The organism is Bacillus luti (assembly GCF_009739945.1).
Classification (GTDB): Bacteria; Bacillota; Bacilli; order Bacillales; family Bacillaceae_G; genus Bacillus_A; species Bacillus_A luti.
In genome coordinates this window covers 239,539-259,657 of record NZ_CP040336.1, presented here as the reverse complement: position 1 = coordinate 259,657, position 20,119 = coordinate 239,539, and the positions used below count along the sequence as shown (strand labels likewise).

General features: G+C 35.2%; 19 protein-coding genes and 1 pseudogene. 2 read left to right on the top strand and 18 right to left on the bottom strand.

Annotated elements, in window-relative coordinates:
* Positions 1–62: 62 nt before the first annotated feature.
* The gene (abc-f, locus tag EUC40_RS01230; RefSeq protein ID WP_156573278.1) at positions 63–1,697 is read left to right on the top strand and encodes a ribosomal protection-like ABC-F family protein; all 1,635 of its coding nucleotides are present in this window, start codon (positions 63–65) and stop codon (positions 1,695–1,697) included.
* A 100-nt stretch (positions 1,698–1,797) separates the two neighbouring features.
* On the opposite strand, the gene EUC40_RS01225 is transcribed toward abc-f, so the two are convergent.
* The 9 genes from EUC40_RS01225 to secA form a co-directional block, all read right to left on the bottom strand.
* Entirely contained in the window at positions 1,798–2,109 is a 312-nt protein-coding gene (locus EUC40_RS01225) for a heavy metal-binding domain-containing protein (RefSeq protein ID WP_000637523.1), read from the bottom strand.
* Between the two features lie 65 nt (positions 2,110–2,174).
* Complete coding sequence (locus EUC40_RS01220; protein WP_071710076.1) at positions 2,175–3,890, bottom strand: ABC transporter ATP-binding protein; 1,716 nt, start codon at positions 3,888–3,890, stop codon at positions 2,175–2,177.
* Positions 3,891–4,114: 224 nt separating this feature from the next.
* A complete protein-coding gene (locus tag EUC40_RS01215) occupies positions 4,115–5,317 on the bottom strand; it encodes a PDZ domain-containing protein (protein ID WP_156573276.1) in 1,203 nt (400 codons plus the stop codon).
* Positions 5,318–5,408: 91 nt separating this feature from the next.
* Positions 5,409–6,845 carry a S41 family peptidase gene (locus EUC40_RS01210; protein WP_000830316.1) on the bottom strand — a complete coding sequence of 479 codons (1,437 nt, stop codon included), beginning with the start codon at positions 6,843–6,845 and terminating at the stop codon, positions 5,409–5,411.
* A 118-nt stretch (positions 6,846–6,963) separates the two neighbouring features.
* Positions 6,964–7,857, bottom strand: a complete 894-nt coding sequence (gene ftsX, locus EUC40_RS01205) for a permease-like cell division protein FtsX (protein WP_000645026.1) — start codon at positions 7,855–7,857, stop codon at positions 6,964–6,966.
* A complete protein-coding gene (gene ftsE, locus EUC40_RS01200) occupies positions 7,847–8,533 on the bottom strand; it encodes a cell division ATP-binding protein FtsE (RefSeq protein WP_000594333.1) in 687 nt (228 codons plus the stop codon). Before ftsE ends, ftsX begins: the two co-directional genes overlap by 11 nt.
* Before the next feature lie 282 nt (positions 8,534–8,815).
* Positions 8,816–9,139, bottom strand: a complete 324-nt coding sequence (gene cccB / locus EUC40_RS01195; protein WP_000727964.1) for a cytochrome c551 — start codon at positions 9,137–9,139, stop codon at positions 8,816–8,818.
* Between the two features lie 437 nt (positions 9,140–9,576).
* Positions 9,577–10,675, bottom strand: a protein-coding gene (prfB, locus tag EUC40_RS01190) for a peptide chain release factor 2 (protein WP_156573274.1) whose coding sequence is annotated in 2 segments (ribosomal slippage) — positions 9,577–10,602 and positions 10,604–10,675 — 1,098 coding nt in all. Because the reading frame shifts where the segments join, the coding sequence is not laid out codon by codon here.
* Between the two features lie 144 nt (positions 10,676–10,819).
* Positions 10,820–13,327, bottom strand: a complete 2,508-nt coding sequence (gene secA / locus EUC40_RS01185; protein ID WP_098663622.1) for a preprotein translocase subunit SecA — start codon at positions 13,325–13,327, stop codon at positions 10,820–10,822.
* 357 nt (positions 13,328–13,684) lie between these two features.
* Between secA and EUC40_RS27560 the strand changes: the two are divergent.
* Positions 13,685–13,834, top strand: a pseudogene (locus EUC40_RS27560) (tyrosine-type recombinase/integrase); the annotation flags it as partial.
* Here the strand turns inward: EUC40_RS27560 and EUC40_RS01180 are convergent.
* The 9 genes from EUC40_RS01180 to cspC all read right to left on the bottom strand — a co-directional run bounded on the left by EUC40_RS01180 (position 13,831) and on the right by cspC (position 19,999).
* On the bottom strand, positions 13,831–14,358 hold the full coding sequence (locus tag EUC40_RS01180) for a hypothetical protein (RefSeq protein WP_156576898.1): 528 nt from the start codon (positions 14,356–14,358) through the stop codon (positions 13,831–13,833). The pseudogene EUC40_RS27560 and the gene EUC40_RS01180 overlap by 4 nt on opposite strands.
* A gap of 41 nt (positions 14,359–14,399) precedes the next feature.
* Positions 14,400–15,038, bottom strand: coding sequence for an ATP-binding cassette domain-containing protein (locus EUC40_RS01175; RefSeq protein ID WP_156573272.1), 639 nt, complete (start codon positions 15,036–15,038; stop codon positions 14,400–14,402).
* 3 nt (positions 15,039–15,041) lie between these two features.
* Positions 15,042–15,797, bottom strand: a complete 756-nt coding sequence (locus EUC40_RS01170) for a hypothetical protein (protein WP_156573270.1) — start codon at positions 15,795–15,797, stop codon at positions 15,042–15,044.
* A 71-nt stretch (positions 15,798–15,868) separates the two neighbouring features.
* Positions 15,869–16,564 carry a hypothetical protein gene (locus EUC40_RS01165; protein WP_156573268.1) on the bottom strand — a complete coding sequence of 232 codons (696 nt, stop codon included), beginning with the start codon at positions 16,562–16,564 and terminating at the stop codon, positions 15,869–15,871.
* A complete protein-coding gene (locus tag EUC40_RS01160; RefSeq protein ID WP_156573266.1) occupies positions 16,551–17,339 on the bottom strand; it encodes a hypothetical protein in 789 nt (262 codons plus the stop codon). Before EUC40_RS01160 ends, EUC40_RS01165 begins: the two co-directional genes overlap by 14 nt.
* A 31-nt stretch (positions 17,340–17,370) precedes the next feature.
* Positions 17,371–17,937, bottom strand: coding sequence for a hypothetical protein (locus EUC40_RS01155; RefSeq protein WP_156573265.1), 567 nt, complete (start codon positions 17,935–17,937; stop codon positions 17,371–17,373).
* Positions 17,938–18,054: 117 nt separating this feature from the next.
* Positions 18,055–18,528: a DUF2712 domain-containing protein gene (locus tag EUC40_RS01150; protein ID WP_156573264.1), complete on the bottom strand. Its 474-nt coding sequence runs from the start codon at positions 18,526–18,528 to the stop codon at positions 18,055–18,057.
* Positions 18,529–18,941: 413 nt separating this feature from the next.
* Positions 18,942–19,484 carry a ribosome hibernation-promoting factor, HPF/YfiA family gene (hpf, locus tag EUC40_RS01145; protein ID WP_071710070.1) on the bottom strand — a complete coding sequence of 181 codons (543 nt, stop codon included), beginning with the start codon at positions 19,482–19,484 and terminating at the stop codon, positions 18,942–18,944.
* Positions 19,485–19,801: 317 nt separating this feature from the next.
* Positions 19,802–19,999, bottom strand: a complete 198-nt coding sequence (gene cspC / locus EUC40_RS01140) for a cold shock protein CspC (RefSeq protein ID WP_001162040.1) — start codon at positions 19,997–19,999, stop codon at positions 19,802–19,804.
* Positions 20,000–20,119 lie beyond the last annotated feature (120 nt).

Sequence of the window (20,119 nt, the reverse complement as noted above, 5' to 3'; positions counted from 1 at the left end):
GTACGATTTTCACATGCATGGGCGACATTTATCCTCTCTAGTGAAACTAGGGAGGTTTTTTTATGACTATTTTATTCGCACGTAATATTGAAAAGAGCTTTGGTGATCGTACCCTATTTACGTTACCATCACTGGAAATTCAAGCGCAGGATCGTATAGGAATTGTCGGAGTCAACGGAGCTGGAAAATCTACGTTACTACAAATATTAAGTAAAGAAATAGAAGCTGACGAAGGTACAGTAACTCATCATAGTTCTATCTCCATCATTCCTCAGCTTAGCGAAGAACTACCAGAAACCGCTTCTTCTCTCGCAAAAGGAAAATGGAGCATTTCAAACGTTACAAATTCAATGAGCGGCGGTGAACGAATGCGCCTAAAAATTGCCCACGCTCTTGAACAGAATGCAGGCATTTTATTCGCTGATGAACCAACAAGCCACTTAGATATGGTTGGTACAGAGCAATTAGAAAAGGCACTTTTATCTTATAAAGGGGCACTTGTTTTAATATCACATGATCGTGACTTTTTAGATGCGATATGTACAAAAATCATCGAAATCGAAGACGGTACTATTCAAGAGTATAAAGGTAATTATTCCAACTATCGAAAGCAAAAAGAACGTGAGCGAATACAAAAACAAGCAGAATATGAGCAATATGTACAAGAAAAAAATCGTTTAGAGCAGTCCATTTTACAAAAAAAGCAACGTGCTTCTAGCATGACAAAAATCCCAACACGGTTCAGTTCATCTGAATCTAAACTTTATAAATTAAGTGGGGCTCATGGCCAAGAACAGGTTAGTAAAGCAGCAAAAGCATTAGAGACACGTCTCGAAAAATTAGAAAAGAAAGAAAAGCCAAAGGATCTTTCTCAAGCTCAGTTTGACGTGCAATACCATACACCCATTCATAGTAAGGTGGCAGTACAGTTCAATAAAGCAACAAAGAAAATAGGTGACCGCACACTATTTAAAAATATGAATGGAACTATTGCTCCTGGTGCAAAACTTGCTATTTTAGGCGCAAACGGAAGCGGAAAAACGACTTTGTTCAACATGCTTCTCGCAAACGAGCGCGGCATTCAGCTTTCGAAAAGTTGTAAGATTGGGTATTTCGAACAAACACTATCCATTTTAAAAACAGATAAAACCATTTTAGAAAATGTTCTAGAAGAAACAAACTATACAGAGTCGTTCGTTCGCACAATACTTGCACGGCTTCTATTCCGCCGTGAAGATGTTCATAAACCTGTGCACGTTCTAAGCGGGGGTGAGCGAATGAAGGTTGCACTCGCAAAAGTATTTTTAGGAAACTATAATATGCTTCTGCTCGATGAACCGACAAACTATTTAGACTTAGCAACGCAAGAAGAATTAGAAAGCATGTTACAAGAATATCCTGGCACTATACTTTTCATTAGCCATGACCGTGCATTCATTCGTTCTGTTGCAGACCATATTCTACAAGTAGATGAGAGTGAACCAAGAGTATTCCACGGTAATTACGAGCAATACACAAAAAGAACAACCGGGGATTCTGTAAACGTTACTGAACAAGAATTATTACGGTTACAAACAAAATTAACTGAAGTCATCAGCCGGATTTCTATACCCAATCATCACGATGACATCACATCTCTCAACCAAGAATACGAAACATTATTAGTTCAAATACGGAAATGTAAAGAAGCGCTCTAATGTCTTCCCTATATATCGACAGGGCCTTCCCCATTTCCCAAGAAATATCGAGGCTTCGACATAGCATATAAAAAGCCGTGCATCAGCACGGCTTTTTACTTTATATTCGGACGGCAGTCCCGCTCACCGCAACCATTAGCATCCCTTCGCGAACGACTTCGTAATCCACGTCGATACCCACAATTGCGTTCGCATTTTTTTGTCTTGCGAAAGTTTTCATTTCTTCCATTGCGATGTCGCGCGCTTCTTTTAATTTACTTTCATAAGCGCCAGCACGACCGCCGACAACGTCACGGACAGAGGCGAAAAGGTCACGAACGATATTCGCACCCATAATCGCTTCTCCATTGACGATATCGATATACTCAATAATTTCTTTTCCTTGAATTGTAGACGTTGTTGTTACAATCATACTTTATAGCCTCCCATATGAGATTTTCACCTACTTATGGTGCACTAATTCAGCAGAAATTATATTTACGAACTAAACTGTGCTTCGTATAACCTACTATATCCTCCGCCACGCTCAATTAATTCATCATGTGAACCTTGCTCTGCAATACCGTCTTTATTTACAACGACGATACGATCTGCATTTTTAATCGTTGCAAGTCTATGTGCAATCACTAATGTTGTACGGCCAACTGCTAATTCTGCAAGTGATTTTTGAATTGCTAGTTCCGTCTCTGTATCTAGTGCAGAAGTCGCTTCATCTAAAATTAAAATTGGCGGGTTTTTCAAGAACATACGGGCAATCGCTAGACGTTGCTTCTGTCCACCAGAAAGTTTCACGCCGCGCTCACCGATAACTGTATCTAAACCGTCTGGCTGCGAGTAAATTAAATCCTCTAACTGCGCTCTCTTTACTGCCTGCCAAATGTCAGCTTCTGACGCTTTTAAATTTCCGTAAGCAATATTTTCACGAATCGTTCCCGAGAATAAGAACACATCTTGTTGCACAATTCCGATTTGCTTACGAAGTGACGATAATGTCATCTCTTTCGTATCAATGCCATCAATTTGAATTGAACCAGATGATTGCTCATAAAAACGTGGTAATAGGCTACATAACGTTGTTTTCCCCGCCCCAGATGGTCCAACGAACGCAACTGTTTCACCTGCATGGATTTTCAAACTAATATCGTTTAAAATCGGTTCTTTGTTTTCATATCCGAACGTAATGTTGTTATATTGAATATCACCGTGTACATGTTTAACTTCCATCGCATCTTTAGAATCTACAATATCTGGCTCTGTTTCAAGAAGCTCTACATATCTCTTAAAACCAGCAATCCCTTTCGGATAGCTTTCGATTACCGCATTAATTTTTTCAATCGGGCGGAAGAAGATATTCGTTAATAGAACGAATCCGATAAATCCACCGTACGTTAATTCACCTTGCAGAACAAACCATGTACCGCATATTAAGACGAAGAGCGTTACGAGACGCATGAGCATATAACTAATTGACGAATTTAACGCCATAATTTTATAAGCCATTAATTTCGTTGTACGGAAACGGGCGTTGTTCACAGCAAATTGCTCTTTCTCAAACTTTTCATTTCCGAATGCTTGTACAACGCGAATACCACCAACGTTGTTCTCAATACATGCATTGAAATCAGCAACATCTGAGAATAAACGTCTAAACGTACCTGTCATTTTTTTGTTGAAGTAAAGTGCCAACCATAGTAGGAATGGAATGACGAAGAACGTTAATAGCGCTAACTTCCAGTTGATCATCATCATGAATGAGAACGCCCCAACTAAAGTCATAACAGCGATAAATAAATCTTCTGGCCCATGGTGAGCAATTTCCCCAATTTCCATTAAATCGTTTGTAAGACGTGAAATTAAATGACCTGTTTTATTATTGTCAAAAAATCTGAATGATAGCTTTTGAATGTGATCAAATAATTTCTGCCTCATATCTGTTTCAATGTTAACCCCAAGCATATGTCCCCAATATGTAACAACATATTGCAGGCCTGCATTTAACATATAAACTGCAAATAAACCGAAACACGCCCATAAAATCAGCGTCCAGTTTTGCCCTGGCAATAACTTATCAATAAATTGGTTTACGATAAGTGGGAAGCCAAGTTCCAGTAATCCTGCGATAACTGCACAAGAAAAGTCGAGTATAAATAAACCTTTATACGGTCTATAGTAAGAAAAAAATTTACGTAGCATATCTTCCCTCCATTTTCCAAAATTCAAAAGACTCCCTAAATGATAACCATTATCAAATAATTATTCAAGTGATTCGTCTATGAAACTACAAATAAGGTTTGCGATGGCTTTCGTTTTTTACCGGAAAGTCGATGTATTCAAATAATCGCCGATATAAATTTTATGTACTTCCGCTCCCAATCAAACAAAAAGGTGTTACCTAAAGGTAACACCCTCACTTCTATTTACATCGCTTCCGAATCCCACTCATGATCCTGTTGAACAAACACAACACCTAATTCGTGATGTCCTCCAGCATACAACGCCGTTTGAGCAAGACGAAGCTCACCATTTGTATCTAATACTTCTAATTTACAAAAAGCTCCTGTCGTCTTCGTTTGAAGTGCATCATAAAATTCCTCGGCACTTCTTGGAATAACTCCATTTACTTTCGTAATAATTTCTCCAGGCAGTAAATTCAGCTCCGCTCCAATTGTATTTGGAATTGTATCTAACACAACAAGTCCGTCATTACGTGCAGCGAAATAGGCTGGTCTTGTCTCATCCACAATTTTTTCTTGCATCGAGATTGTGAAACGTCCAAGCATTGCGACTCCCATCGCGATAATTGCAAGTACATGCCACCAGTAACTTGCGACTCCTAGAACAAGTACAAGTCCTGCTAATCCATAAACACGTCTTCCTGTAAATAATAAAGCTTCTGTCGGCTCATAACTTCTAATCTTTCTCATAAATCCAATTAAAAATGGAACGAGGAATAAAGAATATGTATTTGAACCTATCGAAACGACCGGCCACCATGAAATGAACTGCGTTACCGCATCACCCGGTACAAGAATAAAAATAGGAATAATCCATAAACGCTTCGATTCGTGTAAACCGATCTTTAGTCCACGCTTCCCCTTCCTAATGTTTGGTGTAGAATATCCCACCGCATTTTTAGAAATCAATAAGCCTTCTACAAGAAGCATGACGCCTAGTAAAATAGCAAGAGATACAATCGTACCCTCTTCTCCTTCTCTAAGCTGTAAGAAGGAAACTGGTAGCTTAGAAGATAGTAAAACACATACAATCGCAATACTAAACGTATAAGCTGCCGATAAATATCGATACATAGCCGTTAATCCGAATAGCAAAGTCCAAAGTAAGATTACCCATAAACTCGCTTTAGAAACAACAAGTCCAAGCCCAATCGTAATAAGAGATACGATTAATCCGTATCCAATCCCTACAAATAGAGATGTTCGCAGCTCAAACCAAATATCATAAACTTTAAAAGAAAAATCTTTTCTCTCTCGTAATATACGTAAGTATCCAACGAAGATACTACTTATTAAAAATACATAGACAGCAGGGTGTAAGAAAAAACGTCCAACTGCCCGCATTATTTCAAAAATCCATGCTTCCACGAACTCACTCACCACCATTTATATCATTCTTTCTTTTTATCTTATCATAACTGGAGAAACGTGTGTTTAACACAAAAAAATACAGGCAATAAAATGCCTGTATTTCTTCTTATTTTGCCATTAATTTTAATGCTGATTGTAATTGCAAATCATTTTCTCCAGAACGGATTTTTTCAATGATTTTCGTTTGAATTGCTTCAGCTGTCTTTTTATCAAGCTGTCCTGTCGCTTCCATCTCATTTGCATTTTGGAATGCTTTTAGCGCTGATTCTGTCTCTTTACTAAAGTATCCATCTTCACGACCCGGTACATATCCTAAGCTTTTTAGCATTTCTTGTGCATGCTTTACTTGGACATCATTTGAGTTGTATGAAAGTGTCTTTTCAATTTGAATTGGCGTCGCATGGTAGTAATCTGGTTGTTTCACTTCTACAGTTGGCTTGATTCCTTTTTTATGAATCCAATTTCCATCTGGAGTTAACCATTTAAACATTGTTAATTTAATGTTGCTGCCATCTTTAAATGGAACAGCTTGCTGAACAGTCCCTTTACCAAACGTTGTTTCACCAATTAAATCGTAACCTTCTCCTTCTTTCAGCGCACCAGCTAAAATTTCTGAAGCAGAGGCACTTCCTTTATCTATTAACACTGAAATTGGATATGACTTTCTCTCTTTCAGTTCTGTGGAGAATTTCTTTTTCTCTCCATTTCGCTGCTCTACCTGTAGCATTGGCTTTTTATTCGTCATAATTTCTCCTAGTATATCTTCTACACTATTCAAATAGCCACCAGGATTACCACGCACGTCAATAACTAAACCTTGTATGTTTTTCTTCTCTAACTCTTTTAACTGATCCTTAAATTCTTTCGCTGTATTTTCAGCAAACGAAGTAATTTGCATATAGCCGATATCTTTTCCACTCTCTTGCTTCACAGAACTAAACACCGTGAAGATCGGAATTTTTTCACGCTTAATTTTAAATACAATCGGATCAGCTACTCCTGCACGTTTAATTTCAATCGCGACAGTCGTTCCTTTTTTACCACGAATTTTTAGTACTGCTTCTTCACGTGATAAGTCTTTCACACTGTTTCCATCCACAGATAAAATTTGGTCATTCGGTTTAATTCCTATCTTTTCTGCTGGTGAACCTTTAATTGGAGATACGATAATAAGCTTACCGTCCGTCTTATTCACCTCAGCCCCAATCCCCTCTAACTCTGGATCAAGCGATTCACTAAACTGTTTGGCTGTTTCTTTATCCATATACGTGGAATAAGGGTCCTTCAGCGTAGACAACATACCTTGTATTGCACCTTCGACTAACTTGTCATCTTTCACGTCTTCCACATAACGTGAATCAATTAGTGCATACGCCTCATTAATTTTTGCCAAATTCCCTTGCGTTGTGCTAGCGTTTCCATTCGAAATTGTTTGCGTTACTTCTGCTGGGCTAACCCCAAATACAGACATTCCTGCAAACATTCCGCCAGCACCAATTAAAAATGCAACAACCATTCCAATAATCGCAACTCTACGTTTCAATGCGGAATTCCCCTTTCCAAAACACACAGGTGGTGTAGCAAAAGGCATCACACAGTGTGTGATGCCTTTACCTATTTCTACTATATGATAAGCTTGTACGAATTATGTTTGCAACTTTTTATACTTTTAAGAAGCGACGAATTGACATTACACTTCCCCACATACCGATTAATGCACCGATTAACACTAATAAACCAGCTAATTGGAATACGAATGGGCTGTATGGTAGAAGCTCGAAAATTGTTCCGCCAAGTTTTTCATTAAACACACCTTGCAGCGAATTATATGTCACTAAAATTAGGCCAATTGGAATAATTGATCCTAATACTCCTAGGAATAATCCCTCTAGCAAGAACGGCCAACGAATAAACCAGTTTGTTGCACCTACAAGTTTCATAATTTCAATCTCAGTACTACGAGCATAAATTGTAATTTTAATTGTATTAGAGATTAAGAACATTGCTGTGAATAAAAGACCTGCAATTAACGCAATCCCGATATTACGTCCTGTTTTTACAGTATCAAATAATTTTTCAACTTGGCCTTTACCGTATTGAACATTACTTACAAACTGCATTGATTCAATCTTTTTCGCAATAGTTGCTGTATCTGTTGGCTCTTTCGCCTTTACAACAAATACGTTTTTCAGTGGATTATCTTGCTCAAATAACTCGAACGTTTTTCCACTATCGCCTAAACTCTTAATTAAACGTTTTAACTCTTCTTCTTTAGAAGAGTATTTAATAGAATCTACTTTCGCGATTTTACTCATATCTTCTTCTAATTTCTTTTGATCAGCTTCTTTTGCTGCTGGATCAATGTGTACACGAATCTCTACATCTTGCTCTACTTTCGTCGCAAAATGGTTCATATTCATAATCGCTGTTAAAAAGACACCTACAAGTAATAATGTAACTGTTACTGCACTAACAGAAGCAAATGTCATCCATCCGTTACGTGATAGATTTTTTACACCTTCTCGCAAATGTCGACTAAGGGTCTTAGCCTTCATATCCGTATCCTCCCTCAATCTCGTCTCGAGCAATTTTTCCGTCTTCAATCGCAATTACACGGTGACGAATTGTATTTACGATATCTGCATTATGCGTCGCCATAACAATCGTTGTACCACGCTCATTAATACGTGTGAAAATCTTCATAATATCAAGAGCTGTTTCAATGTCTAAGTTACCTGTTGGCTCATCGGCAATTACAACCTTTGGTCTATTAACAATTGCTCTTGCAATTGCAACACGTTGCTGCTCCCCACCTGAAAGTTCACTTGGAAGTGCATCTGCACGATCTTCTAGACCTACTAGTCCTAATACTTCTGTCACACGCTCACGAATTGCTTCTGGCTCTTCTTCAATTACTTCTAAGGCAAACGCAACATTCTCATATACCGTTAATTTAGGTAGCAATTTAAAATCTTGGAAAATTACGCCTAATTGACGGCGGAAATACGGAACATCTCTTTCTGCCAATGTTTCAATTACAAGTCCATTTACGTTAATAGATCCTGTAGATGGTTTCTCTTCACGATACATCATTTTAATAAATGTAGATTTTCCGGCTCCACTCGGTCCAACTACATATACGAATTCACCTTGTTTAATGTTAACTGTAAGACCAGAAATGGCTTTCATACCATTCGGGTACTCCTTATAAACATTCGTCATCTTTATCATTATTTATCACCCAATACTTAATGATTTTTTTTTCGAAATACTTTTCTGTCCATTTGAAAATAAAAGTTAGCCTCTTATTCCCGCTTGACCATTCTTGTTGAAGGTAGTTTACTTACACTCTTTGCATAAACTACTCTATGTAATATATTTCAGCAAAATTCTACAAACCCCATTGTAACATCAAACGGTTTCCAATTCGGATACATTTTTGTTACAGTTATGTTACATACCAAAATAAGGAAACGAGTTGATTTTATAATCAACTCGTCCGTTTTACTCTTTTTATTTATGTTCAGCTAACCACTCAGCTACTTTTTTCGCATCTTCACCTTGAATAATTCCTGGTGACATTGAACCGCGACCTTTTTCAATGATTTTTTCAATATCTGCTGCGTCATATTTCTGTCCTACTTTTCGTAAATCCGGTCCAGTTGCTCCTGATAAATCTTTAGCATGACAACCGATACAACTTTTTTGATAAATTTGCTCTGCGCTATCTGTGCTTGCAGATTGTTTCGAAGGTTTACTCTCTTCTTTATTTCCGCATGCCCCTAAAGCAAAAACGACTGATGTCCCTAACGCAATAGCCAACAATTTCTTTTTCACTTCTATCGCTCCCCATTGTTGATATTCTTTTCATTTCTAACACACTCATTTTCATTATAAGCATTATCTTTATATAGAAAAACTAAGGTATACTTCATATTCTTCAAAAATGCAGTGAGAACCCTAATAGACCAAAGCTTTCCTAAGTTGTTTCAATTATGTGAACATCGTAGAAACTTCAACAAAGTACCCTTTTCCAAAAATCAAACTAGAAAAACTCAGTATACAGTCCTACTCTATTACTGCTCTGTTTTACTATTCTCTACTTTTTACAAAACAATATACAGCATTGTATTCTACATATACTCCCATCAAAAAGAGAAGTTGTCGTTTCCAACTTCTCTTCCTCGGCACTTCATCCATATAAATAAAACAAAACGCTGTATATCCTCTATTTCCTCAGCGTGAGCCAACAATTTCGTTGGCTTTTTTTCGCATTAAATACGAGAACGTAAATATGCATCAATAAACGGATCAATTTCTCCATCCATAACAGCTTGCACGTTACCAACCTCTGTATTTGTACGATGGTCTTTTACAAGAGAATACGGGTGGAATACGTAAGAACGGATTTGGCTACCCCATCCGATTTCTTTTTGTTCACCGCGAATTTCATCTAACTCCGCTTGTTGCTCTTCTAATTTCTTTTGATATAATTTCGCTTTTAACATCTTCATTGCATGTTCACGGTTTTTAATTTGAGAACGCTCTGACTGACATGTTACAACTGTGTTAGTTGGTGTATGTGTAATACGAACTGCTGAATCTGTCGTATTAATATGCTGTCCACCTGCACCACTTGCACGGTACGTATCAATTTTCAAGTCTTCTGAACGTATTTCAATTTCAACTTCATCATTGAACTCAGGAACAACTTCACAAGATACGAACGATGTATGACGACGACCTGAAGAATCGAATGGTGAAATACGCACTAGACGATGTACACCTTTCTCTGCTTTCAAGTAACCGTAAGCGTTATGACCTTTAATTAATAAAGTAACACTCTTAATACCAGCTTCATCACCTGGTAAGTAGTCAACCGTTTCTACTTTAAATCCGCGTTTCTCAGCCCAACGTGTGTACATACGTAGTAACATAGAACCCCAGTCTTGTGACTCTGTTCCACCTGCACCTGGGTGTAATTCTAAAATCGCATTATTTTTATCATAAGGATCACTTAATAGTAACTGAAGCTCATACTCATTCATTTCTTGAATTAAGCCTTTTACTTCTGATTCTAGCTCCTCATGTAAATCTTCATCGTACTCTTCTTTTAAAAGTTCATGCGTTACTTCTAAATTTTCGAATGTCTCATCTAACTTACGGAACTTTCCAACCATTTCTTTTAACGCATTTGCTTCGTTAATTACAACTTGTGCGCCTTGTTGGTCATCCCAAAATCCTGCGCCCATCATTTTTTCTTCTAATTCTGCAATTTGTTTTTCCTTAGTAGGAAGGTCAAAGAGACCCCCTAAAAGCCGCTAATCTCTTAGCCATTTTCTCTAATTCCTGTCTAATTTCTACTAATTCCATTTCCTTCACCTCTATGTAATTGCTGTTACTTTCGTATGAAAACAAGGGAAACTCTCTCCACTTATTACGGAGAGAGTTCAAACCTTCTTAATTATACATTTTTGATGTAAAAGTTTGCAAAACAGTCTAGGCTATCGACCTGTATTACTTCCCAATACCACAACAGTTTTTATACTTTTTACCACTACCACACTTACATAAATCGTTGCGGCCCACTTGGTCACCTTTTACAACTGGCTTTTTCTTCGCTTCTTCGCCATCGCTAGATGGATGAATAGCTTCACCTTGAGCAACTTCTTGACGCTCTAAGTTTTGTTCAATTTCAGCCTTCATAATGTAACGAGCGATTTCCTCTTCAATAGAAGCAATCATTGACTCGAACATTGCGAATCCTTCCATTTGATACTCACGAAGTGGATCGATTTGACCGTAAGCACGTAAATGAATACCTTCACGAAGGTGATCCATCGCATCAATATGCTCTGTCCATTTCGTGTCTACAACACGGAACACAACAACCTTTTCGAACTCACGCATTTGCTCTTCTGGCATAAGCTTTTCTTTTTCATTGTAACGCTCTATTAATTTCGCGATAATTGGCTCGCTCATTTCTTCTGGAGCAAGGCGACGTAATTCTTCTTCTTTTACATCTCCTTCTTGCAGAAGGGTTGTATTTAAGTAGTCAACAAGACCTTTAATGTTCCAATCTTCTTCAATTTCCTCTTGTGTATGAAGCGCAACAGCACGTTCTACTGTAGATTTCATCATACCTTCAATAATGTCACGTAAGTTTTCAGACTCCATTACTTCTTGGCGCTGTTTGTAAATAACTTCACGTTGCTGACGAAGTACATCATCGTATTGTAATAACTGCTTACGTGCATCATAGTTATTTCCTTCTACTCGTTTTTGCGCAGACTCTACCGCACGAGAAACTATTTTACTTTCAATCGGCTGCGAATCATCCATACCAAGACGATCCATCATTGATTTCATATTATCCGAACCAAATCGGCGCATTAGTTCATCTTCCATTGATAAGTAGAACTGCGTAACACCAGGGTCTCCTTGACGACCAGCACGACCACGTAACTGATTATCAATACGACGGCTTTCATGACGTTCTGTACCGATAACTGCTAGACCAACGTTTTTAATATCGTCTCCAAGCTTAATATCTGTACCACGACCAGCCATGTTCGTCGCAATCGTTACGGCACCTTTAATACCAGCTTCAGCAATAATATCTGCTTCACGCGCATGGTTTTTCGCATTTAAAATGTTATGGCGTACCCCTTTACGAGTTAACATTTTTGAAATAAGCTCTGACGTTTCAATTGCAACTGTACCTACAAGAACAGGCTGCCCTTGTTTATGACGGCTTACAATATCCTCAACAACTGCATTGAATTTACCTTCCATTGATTTGAAGATTAAATCAGCACGGTCATCACGAATAATATCTTTATTCGTTGGAATTACGATAACATTCATATTGTAAATGTTACGGAATTCTTCTTCTTCCGTTTTCGCTGTACCAGTCATACCAGATAACTTTTCATACATACGGAAGTAGTTCTGGAATGTAATTGTCGCAAGCGTCATACTTTCATTTTGAATTTCTACGCCTTCTTTTGCTTCAATTGCTTGGTGTAAACCTTCGCTATAACGACGGCCTTTCATAAGACGACCAGTGAATTGGTCTACAATTACGATTTCGCCTTCTTGTACAACATAATCTGTATCACGGTGCATAACAACGTGCGCACGAAGTGCCTGATTAATATGGTGAAGAAGTGCTACATGTTTTAAATCGAATAAGTTTTCAATATGGAAAGCTTTCTCGGCTTTCGTAATACCATTCTCTGTTAACATTACATTTTTCGTTTTCACATCAAATGAATAATCTTTTTCATTTTCTAACGTACGAACGAATGCATTTGCAAACATGTATAACTCTGCTGATTTTTCAGCTTGTCCAGAAATAATAAGTGGCGTACGTGCTTCATCGACTAAAATAGAATCGACTTCATCGATAATAGCAAAATGAAGTGGACGTTGAACGCATTGCTCTTTATATAAAACCATGTTGTCACGTAAGTAATCGAATCCAAGTTCATTATTTGTGCTATACGTAATATCAGCAGCATAAGCCTCTTGTTTCTCTTCACGTGACATACTATTTAAGTTAATTCCTACTGTTAAGCCTAGGAACTCATGAAGTTGTCCCATTTCGCTCGCATCACGTTGCGCTAAGTATTCATTGACTGTAACAACGTGAACACCTTTTCCTGTTAAAGCATTTAAATATACAGGTAATGTCGATGTTAACGTTTTACCTTCACCCGTTTTCATCTCAGAGATATTCCCTTCATGTAAGGCAATACCACCCATTAACTGCACGCCATACGGACGCATTCCAAGAACACGAGTCGCTGCTTCGCGAACAACTGCAAAAGCTTCTGGAAGTAGATCATCTACTGTCTCACCTTTTGTTAGACGTTCTTTAAATTCAAGCGTCTTTCCTTTTAATTGCTCATCAGTTAAAGGCTTAATAGATGATTCTAATGCATCAATTTGCTCAACTGTCTTCTGCATACGTTTAATTTGGCGTTGATTTACATCAAATACCTTTTTTAAAATACCGATCATAGGAAATACGCTCCTCTTTTATTAAAATAAAACTTCCGATTGTTTTTCTTTTTCTCTATATACAATCAGTCGTTATAAAAATCAAATATATGTTATGCCAATTTTTCTCCTAATTAAAAAAACTAAAATGTATATACCTAATGATAATTGTAACACTTGTCTTATAACTATGACAACAATCGGCAAGATGTCGGGCCTTATATTCAGAAAAAGTTTTTATTTCATTTGTTACGTTCCTTTTCTCTGTCTCGCTATTTCAATTTCACGTTACAAATTTCGTATTAAATCTAAGTCATATTCTTTCAAGTTTCCTTTTAAAGAATATGACTACCAGAAATTCCTTAATAAAATCTAAATCGACAATTACAAAAAGCCGGAAACTTCGCAGGTGCAGCATCCATAGATACTTACACCTGTAAAAAAACTCCGACTTTAAAAGATATTGTTATGTTGCAAGATCTACAAACACCATTAAAATATAGCTGTATCAATCATAAATTTTATTAATTTATCGGTATTTCCAATTCATGATATTTTCCTTTCTTATCCTTCATAAAAGAAATGAATTTCACTTTAGTTGATTCATTTGAAAAGTTTTTATAATTTTTATAAGGGTCATCTCCTATAAAATAATTTGTCCCTACATACCCTCGTACTGTTTTACCAGCAGGTATTACAGGATCAAACTGATATTTTTTAGGTAATTCCATTGAATAAGGGATTAAATTATAAAACTCGCCTATTTTAGAATAAAACATTGTATCGGAAATAGACTTATTACTAAGCAAGTTAATATCTCGATTTGTTGTATTTGTAATATCTAAAGGTAACACATACGTCACTACTTCACGGTCTTCATAGGGATCATAAGCTTTTGTAGGATCAAGAGGATCAAGTGCATGAAACGTAACTCCTTGGCCATCTTCAAAAGTTCTATTAGATAAAAACTCATCTTTTACCACTTTATAAGATTCATTATTTAGATTTAATGTTTTAAATCTAAATAAACTAGCAAATATACATAGCAACAGACACAATCCAATACTTATTAAGATATGTTTTCTCGTCACTCTTAATCTACCAACTTTCCATTATTAACATGTACAATACGATCTACCATTTCATTATCTAGAACATGCACATCATGACTGGCTACAACAATAGTCGTTCCCTTGGCTTTTTCTACTTTCAAAATATCTAAAACATCTTTTATCCCATCACTATCTAAAGCATTAGTTGGCTCGTCTAATAACAATAATTTCGGTTGTTCCATTAAGGCTTGCGCTATCCCTAAACGTTGTTTCATACCTAAAGAATATCTTTTATACTTTCTCTTATCTGTTTTATCAAGTCCAACCCTTTGAATAATATTATAAATCTCCTCATCGGAGATTTTATTGTTAATCGATGATAAAAATTTCAAGTTCTGAAAACCAGTATACCCTGGAATAAAACTCGGATATTCAATCAATATCCCCATAGAATCAGGGAATTGCTTTTGTTTTCCAATCATTTCATTATCTATATAAACAAATCCAGAATTCAAACGCATTAATCCTGATATAGCACGTAAAATCATCGTTTTACCAGAGCCATTATGCCCCTTCAAAACTAAAAATTCACCTTTTTTTACTGACAAACTAATATTATCTAACACAATATTTCCTTTTAATCTTTTCGTCATACATTCACATTTAATATAATTGTCCATAAATTATTCACCTATCACATCTAGTTTTTTAAAACAAAAACTACCTAATAAAATCATTACAGTAACAATTACTACTCCTATTAAAAGTAAATCATTACATTGAATAGATTGATTATTACTTAAAGCCAATTGAATTGAACTGTGATCAACAAAATACCAGCGATTTGGCATAACAAAAGAGCCTAAAAAATAAATACTATGAAAGAAAATAGACAAAAATAGGTACAGCAACATTAGTACAAAAACAATAGTTATTGGTATATAAAGCGTTAAAAGCTCAAAAATTAAAGCTAATAAAAAGCTTATAATTATTTGAATTAGCATAGTACCTACTATCTTATAAGAAAATTGACTATATAAAGAACTCTCGCCAAAAGGAAGCAAATAGTACACCGTAAACCAAATAAAATACATAACAACCCAAATACAAACTATGTAAAAAAACAAAGATAGCATTTTCGTTAACCAAAGAAAATGCTTCTTCTTAACACGAGGAAACAAATAAACACCATTCTGTTGAATATCCGAAAGAGCAAACTTCCCTACTAGCAACAAAGGAGTGGTTTGAAAGAATATCCAATAAAATGGGATAGAAAACCGCCCCTCCTTATAAAAATAAGATAAATCCACAAAGTCTACTCCATGAAAAAATCGATAAAAGGTAACATCTACTAATACAGATTCTTTACCGTTACTAAGAGGCTGATTGTATAAAAAAGTAATTACAATCATAGCGTAAATTAAAAATAAAAAAGCCATTATCTTGATGGAATCCCTAAACCTTACATGTAAATCTCTTTTTAACAAATAATATAAGATCATAACGTAAACTAGATCACCTCTGTCTCATCATTCATAGAAATATAACTCTTTTTAGATAAAATCCATACACTTATAAAGAAGATAAAAAAACATCCAAATAAGCGTATAAGTAAACCAGTAGCATCTTCAAACACATTTATATAAAAAACATTTGTAAATAAAAATCCATGTAATATAAATCGATCTAGTAAAACAGCAGTAATCATACATATTATTACAAGTAAACTAGGTAAAAATAATTGCAACAAAGCACTTATCATACATATAAAAATATTCGCAAATAGTTGAATGCAAAATAATAATGGATAATTTACATCAACACTAGTTACAGCCATCATATTTGACATCAAAAATAACTGTAAGATCATACTCCCCGCAAAAAAGCAAACAAAAACGAACAGTTTCAAATAATATATAGAAACTAATTTCAATGCATTATTCACTCGGTAAACTACATAAATACTAAAAAAATTCGACATAGAATATACAGAAAAAACGATAGTTAAAGGAATGAATATGGTCGATAAATTATAAAACGACATAACCTTATACAAAGCTTCCAATTCGTTCATTTTCTCTTTTACAATTCCAGGTTCAAAGTAATGGAACAAGCAACCAATGATACTAACATTAAGTACAAAAAGAATACTTAACCAAACATATTTCATCCTTATAGTTTCTTTCATAACATTATAAAAGAACATGCTTCCTACTCCCTTGTAAATAAAGAACTACAGAACAAAACCAAATACATAACAGTACACTAAGAAAAATTTGCAATTCAAAAAAACCGAAGTCTTTAATTAAATAATCTTTAGGATAGAGAATCCCCCTCCCAATACCAAGCCAAACAATATGTAAAACAAACGGAACTAAATAAATAAAATAAACTCTTTTTATAAAAAACGAAACTGATAAAGCTAAACTCGAAAAAACCGCACCGTATAAGCCATTTAAAAATACATACATGAGAAAATATAGAGTAGGATACTCATAATAAACCGTGTTAAATTGAGCTGTTGGCGAAACAGTAGCAGCCATATAATTTAATACCGGATGCGGAGCAACTGTTGGATAAGTCATCACATATAAATAAAAATTAAATAGTAAAGGGACACTTATAATAAAAAAAGATACGATAAAATTAATAAAATAAAGTAATCTAAAATAATGACGCGTTCCCATCTTAGAAATAACAGGATAAATAAATCCATAATTTTTATCGATTCTATAAATCCCTGCTACAGCCATTGCAGAGATCATAGGAAATATAAGTAGATAAAACTCACTATAAAATGGTAATCTAGTAAAATGTAAAATATTAGATAAATATGGTGATACCTTTATAATCCCAGCATCATTAAATCCTTTAGTTGTTACTAGCATAGAAATATATTGAGCAGTAACAATTACTAACATAATAAATAAAGACAACCAAAACATTTTACCTTTTAAAATCCTTCCTAAAAAGTAACTCATCTACAGCTCCTCCATAAACCATTAATGAAATTTAAATCTTTTTTAATATGAACAGTTGATCCGCAACACCATAACATTTATTTTCTTTATTTAACCAGATGTAACGAAAAGAAACATTTGCTCTCTCTCCTTCAAATTTAGGAAACTCAACTTCATACTGATAAACATCATTTGTACCTTTTCTTTTTACACTCTTAACTTCTTGTTTCCACTGAATTATTTTTCCATCAATTTGTTCAATCCGTCCCAAAAGATACGTTGGTTTTTTCTTATTCGTCACACCCGTTAAAAAAGCATAATAATTTTCCGGTATAACTCCTGACTTTAATTTTTTATTTGAAAGCTTATCCTCTATTAAACTATCATTTCTTTCTATTTGACCTTGAAAGAAATCATCACCATTTTCACTTTCCAAAAACACTTGTTCAAAAATAGTATTTTTCTTAATTTCTTGTAACTGAATACTTTTCAAATTATCTTTTTCCGTTAAAGTATCTTCAATATTTACAATCGGTTCATCGACTTTCTTTTGACAAGAAACTAAGAAACAAATACTAAATATAAAAAAAACTAAAATATATCTTGAAATAAACCTCATTACAACTCCTCCTATTTTAAAAATGAAATAGCAGGAAAAGCCGTATAATCCAGATTCGGAACTATACGACTTTTTCTAGTACTGCAAAATAAATAATTTCAATTTATAATTTCTAAATCAATATTCAGTGTAAGGTCCACCAGGTCTTACACTATCAGGACTCCAAGCAGTAGGATAAGCATTATTTTCTCTAGAATAACCACCAAATCTCACAGGTACATTTTTCCCATGGTTTTCATATGCATAATTTTTGAAAAGATACGTTTTACCTGGTTGCACCGTTCCTTCATGCTTACCTGATACATTTACCCAATCTCTATTATCTTTACCTTTATTTTTATCCGCTTCTGTCCAAACATTGAAAGAACCACCGCCCTTTTCACTACTCTTCACACGCATATACATAGAGGTAGGTGTCTCTTTAGGACGTGCATTAGTATAATCATATGCACTCCAAAGTCTAAAGGTAAATTCTACATGATCATCCTTTGTATCAGCCTTAGCAGGTTCGGTTAAAACAAAAGTACTAACTAAAATACCTAACGATAAAACGGATCCAAACATAAAACGACTTTTTTTCTTAATGATCACTAAAAGCACCTCCGATAATTTGTAGCATTATATTAATTTTATTTTTTCACTGAAGGAATAAAATAAATCTATATAATACGATATTATAATAACACTCCCTCGATACACCTCCAATATATTTCAGAACATTTAATATTACTTTTACACTTGCGAACTTTTTGTTAAATTTTTAAAAAACAATAATATACTCCTAGCAAAGAATTACTTGTAGAGATAACTACATTCCTATACCTGTTCCAAATAATAAAGAGTAACTCACTTCTCTAAGTTTTGAATTTTCTCATGCGATTTTAACGAAACAATGTCTAAAATCACTTCTTAATGAAATCGGCTACTTACAACGCTTTTTAACCTTGCTGCGAAAAATAAAAATACAAAAAAAGCGCAGCCATTTCGGCTGCGCTTTCGAATTATTATTTAGTTTCGATTAAACCGTATTTCCCATCTTTACGGCCATATACAACATTAGTTTCATTTGTATCAGCATTTGTGAAGACGAAGAAATTATGTCCTAGCATATCCATTTGTAGAATCGCTTCTTCGACGTCCATCGGTTTTAAATCGAATCGTTTTGTACGTACAAGTTCTAGTTCATCCTCTTCTACCTCATCCAGAACAGCTACTGCTTCTGGAAGGATAAAGTTCGTTTTCACAGAACCTTTCTCACGTAATTTACGATTTACTTTTGTTTTATGTTTACGAATTTGTCGCTCAAGTTTATCAACTACTAAATCGATAGCAGCGTACATATCGCTATTAGTTTCTTCTGCACGAAGTAATAAATCAGTAAACGGAATTGTTACCTCGACACGTTGCTTGTCAGAGTATACTTTTAAATTAACTTTAACCTCTGGGAATGTATCAAAATAACGCTCTAACTTACTTAGTTTTTTCTCTACATATTCCTTTAATGCTGGAGTTACTTCAATATTTTCACCACGAATGTTGAATTTCATAGATGAATTCCTCCTTTCAAGCCTATGTACTATAATTTCGACACTGGCTTAAAAACTCCTTCTAACTTTTTAAAAAAATTAGTGGAATTGCGATTTTTTTATCGTTTTTTGTTGAAATGAAAAGATGCATCGTTTCTATCTTTATTTTATCCTATTAACATCGTGAATAACGAATATAACTGTGGACAATTCGTTACAGAAAAGAAACAACTTTTTGACAACTCTTTTCATAACAAAAACCCCTTGTAAAAAAACAAGAGGTTCTACTATATATAACGTTGCCACAAACGCAGCTTTCTCTCCCAAAAACAATATCCCTACAGTTTTACAACATTAGCTGCTTGTGGTCCACGCGCTCCATCAACAATGTCAAACTCTACTTTTTGTCCTTCTTCTAACGACTTATATCCATCTTGTTGAATAGCAGAAAAATGAACAAACACATCGTCACCATCTTCACGCTCAATAAACCCAAATCCCTTTTCTGCATTGAACCATTTCACTCTTCCTTGCATGTTCATTCCATTCCCTTCACTCTAAAAATCAGGGCATTCACCCCATATTTTGACTATAACGAATGACAACATATGAAGTCAAAGAAGACTTATCGTCTTTTTATTACCCCTTTCGACAGT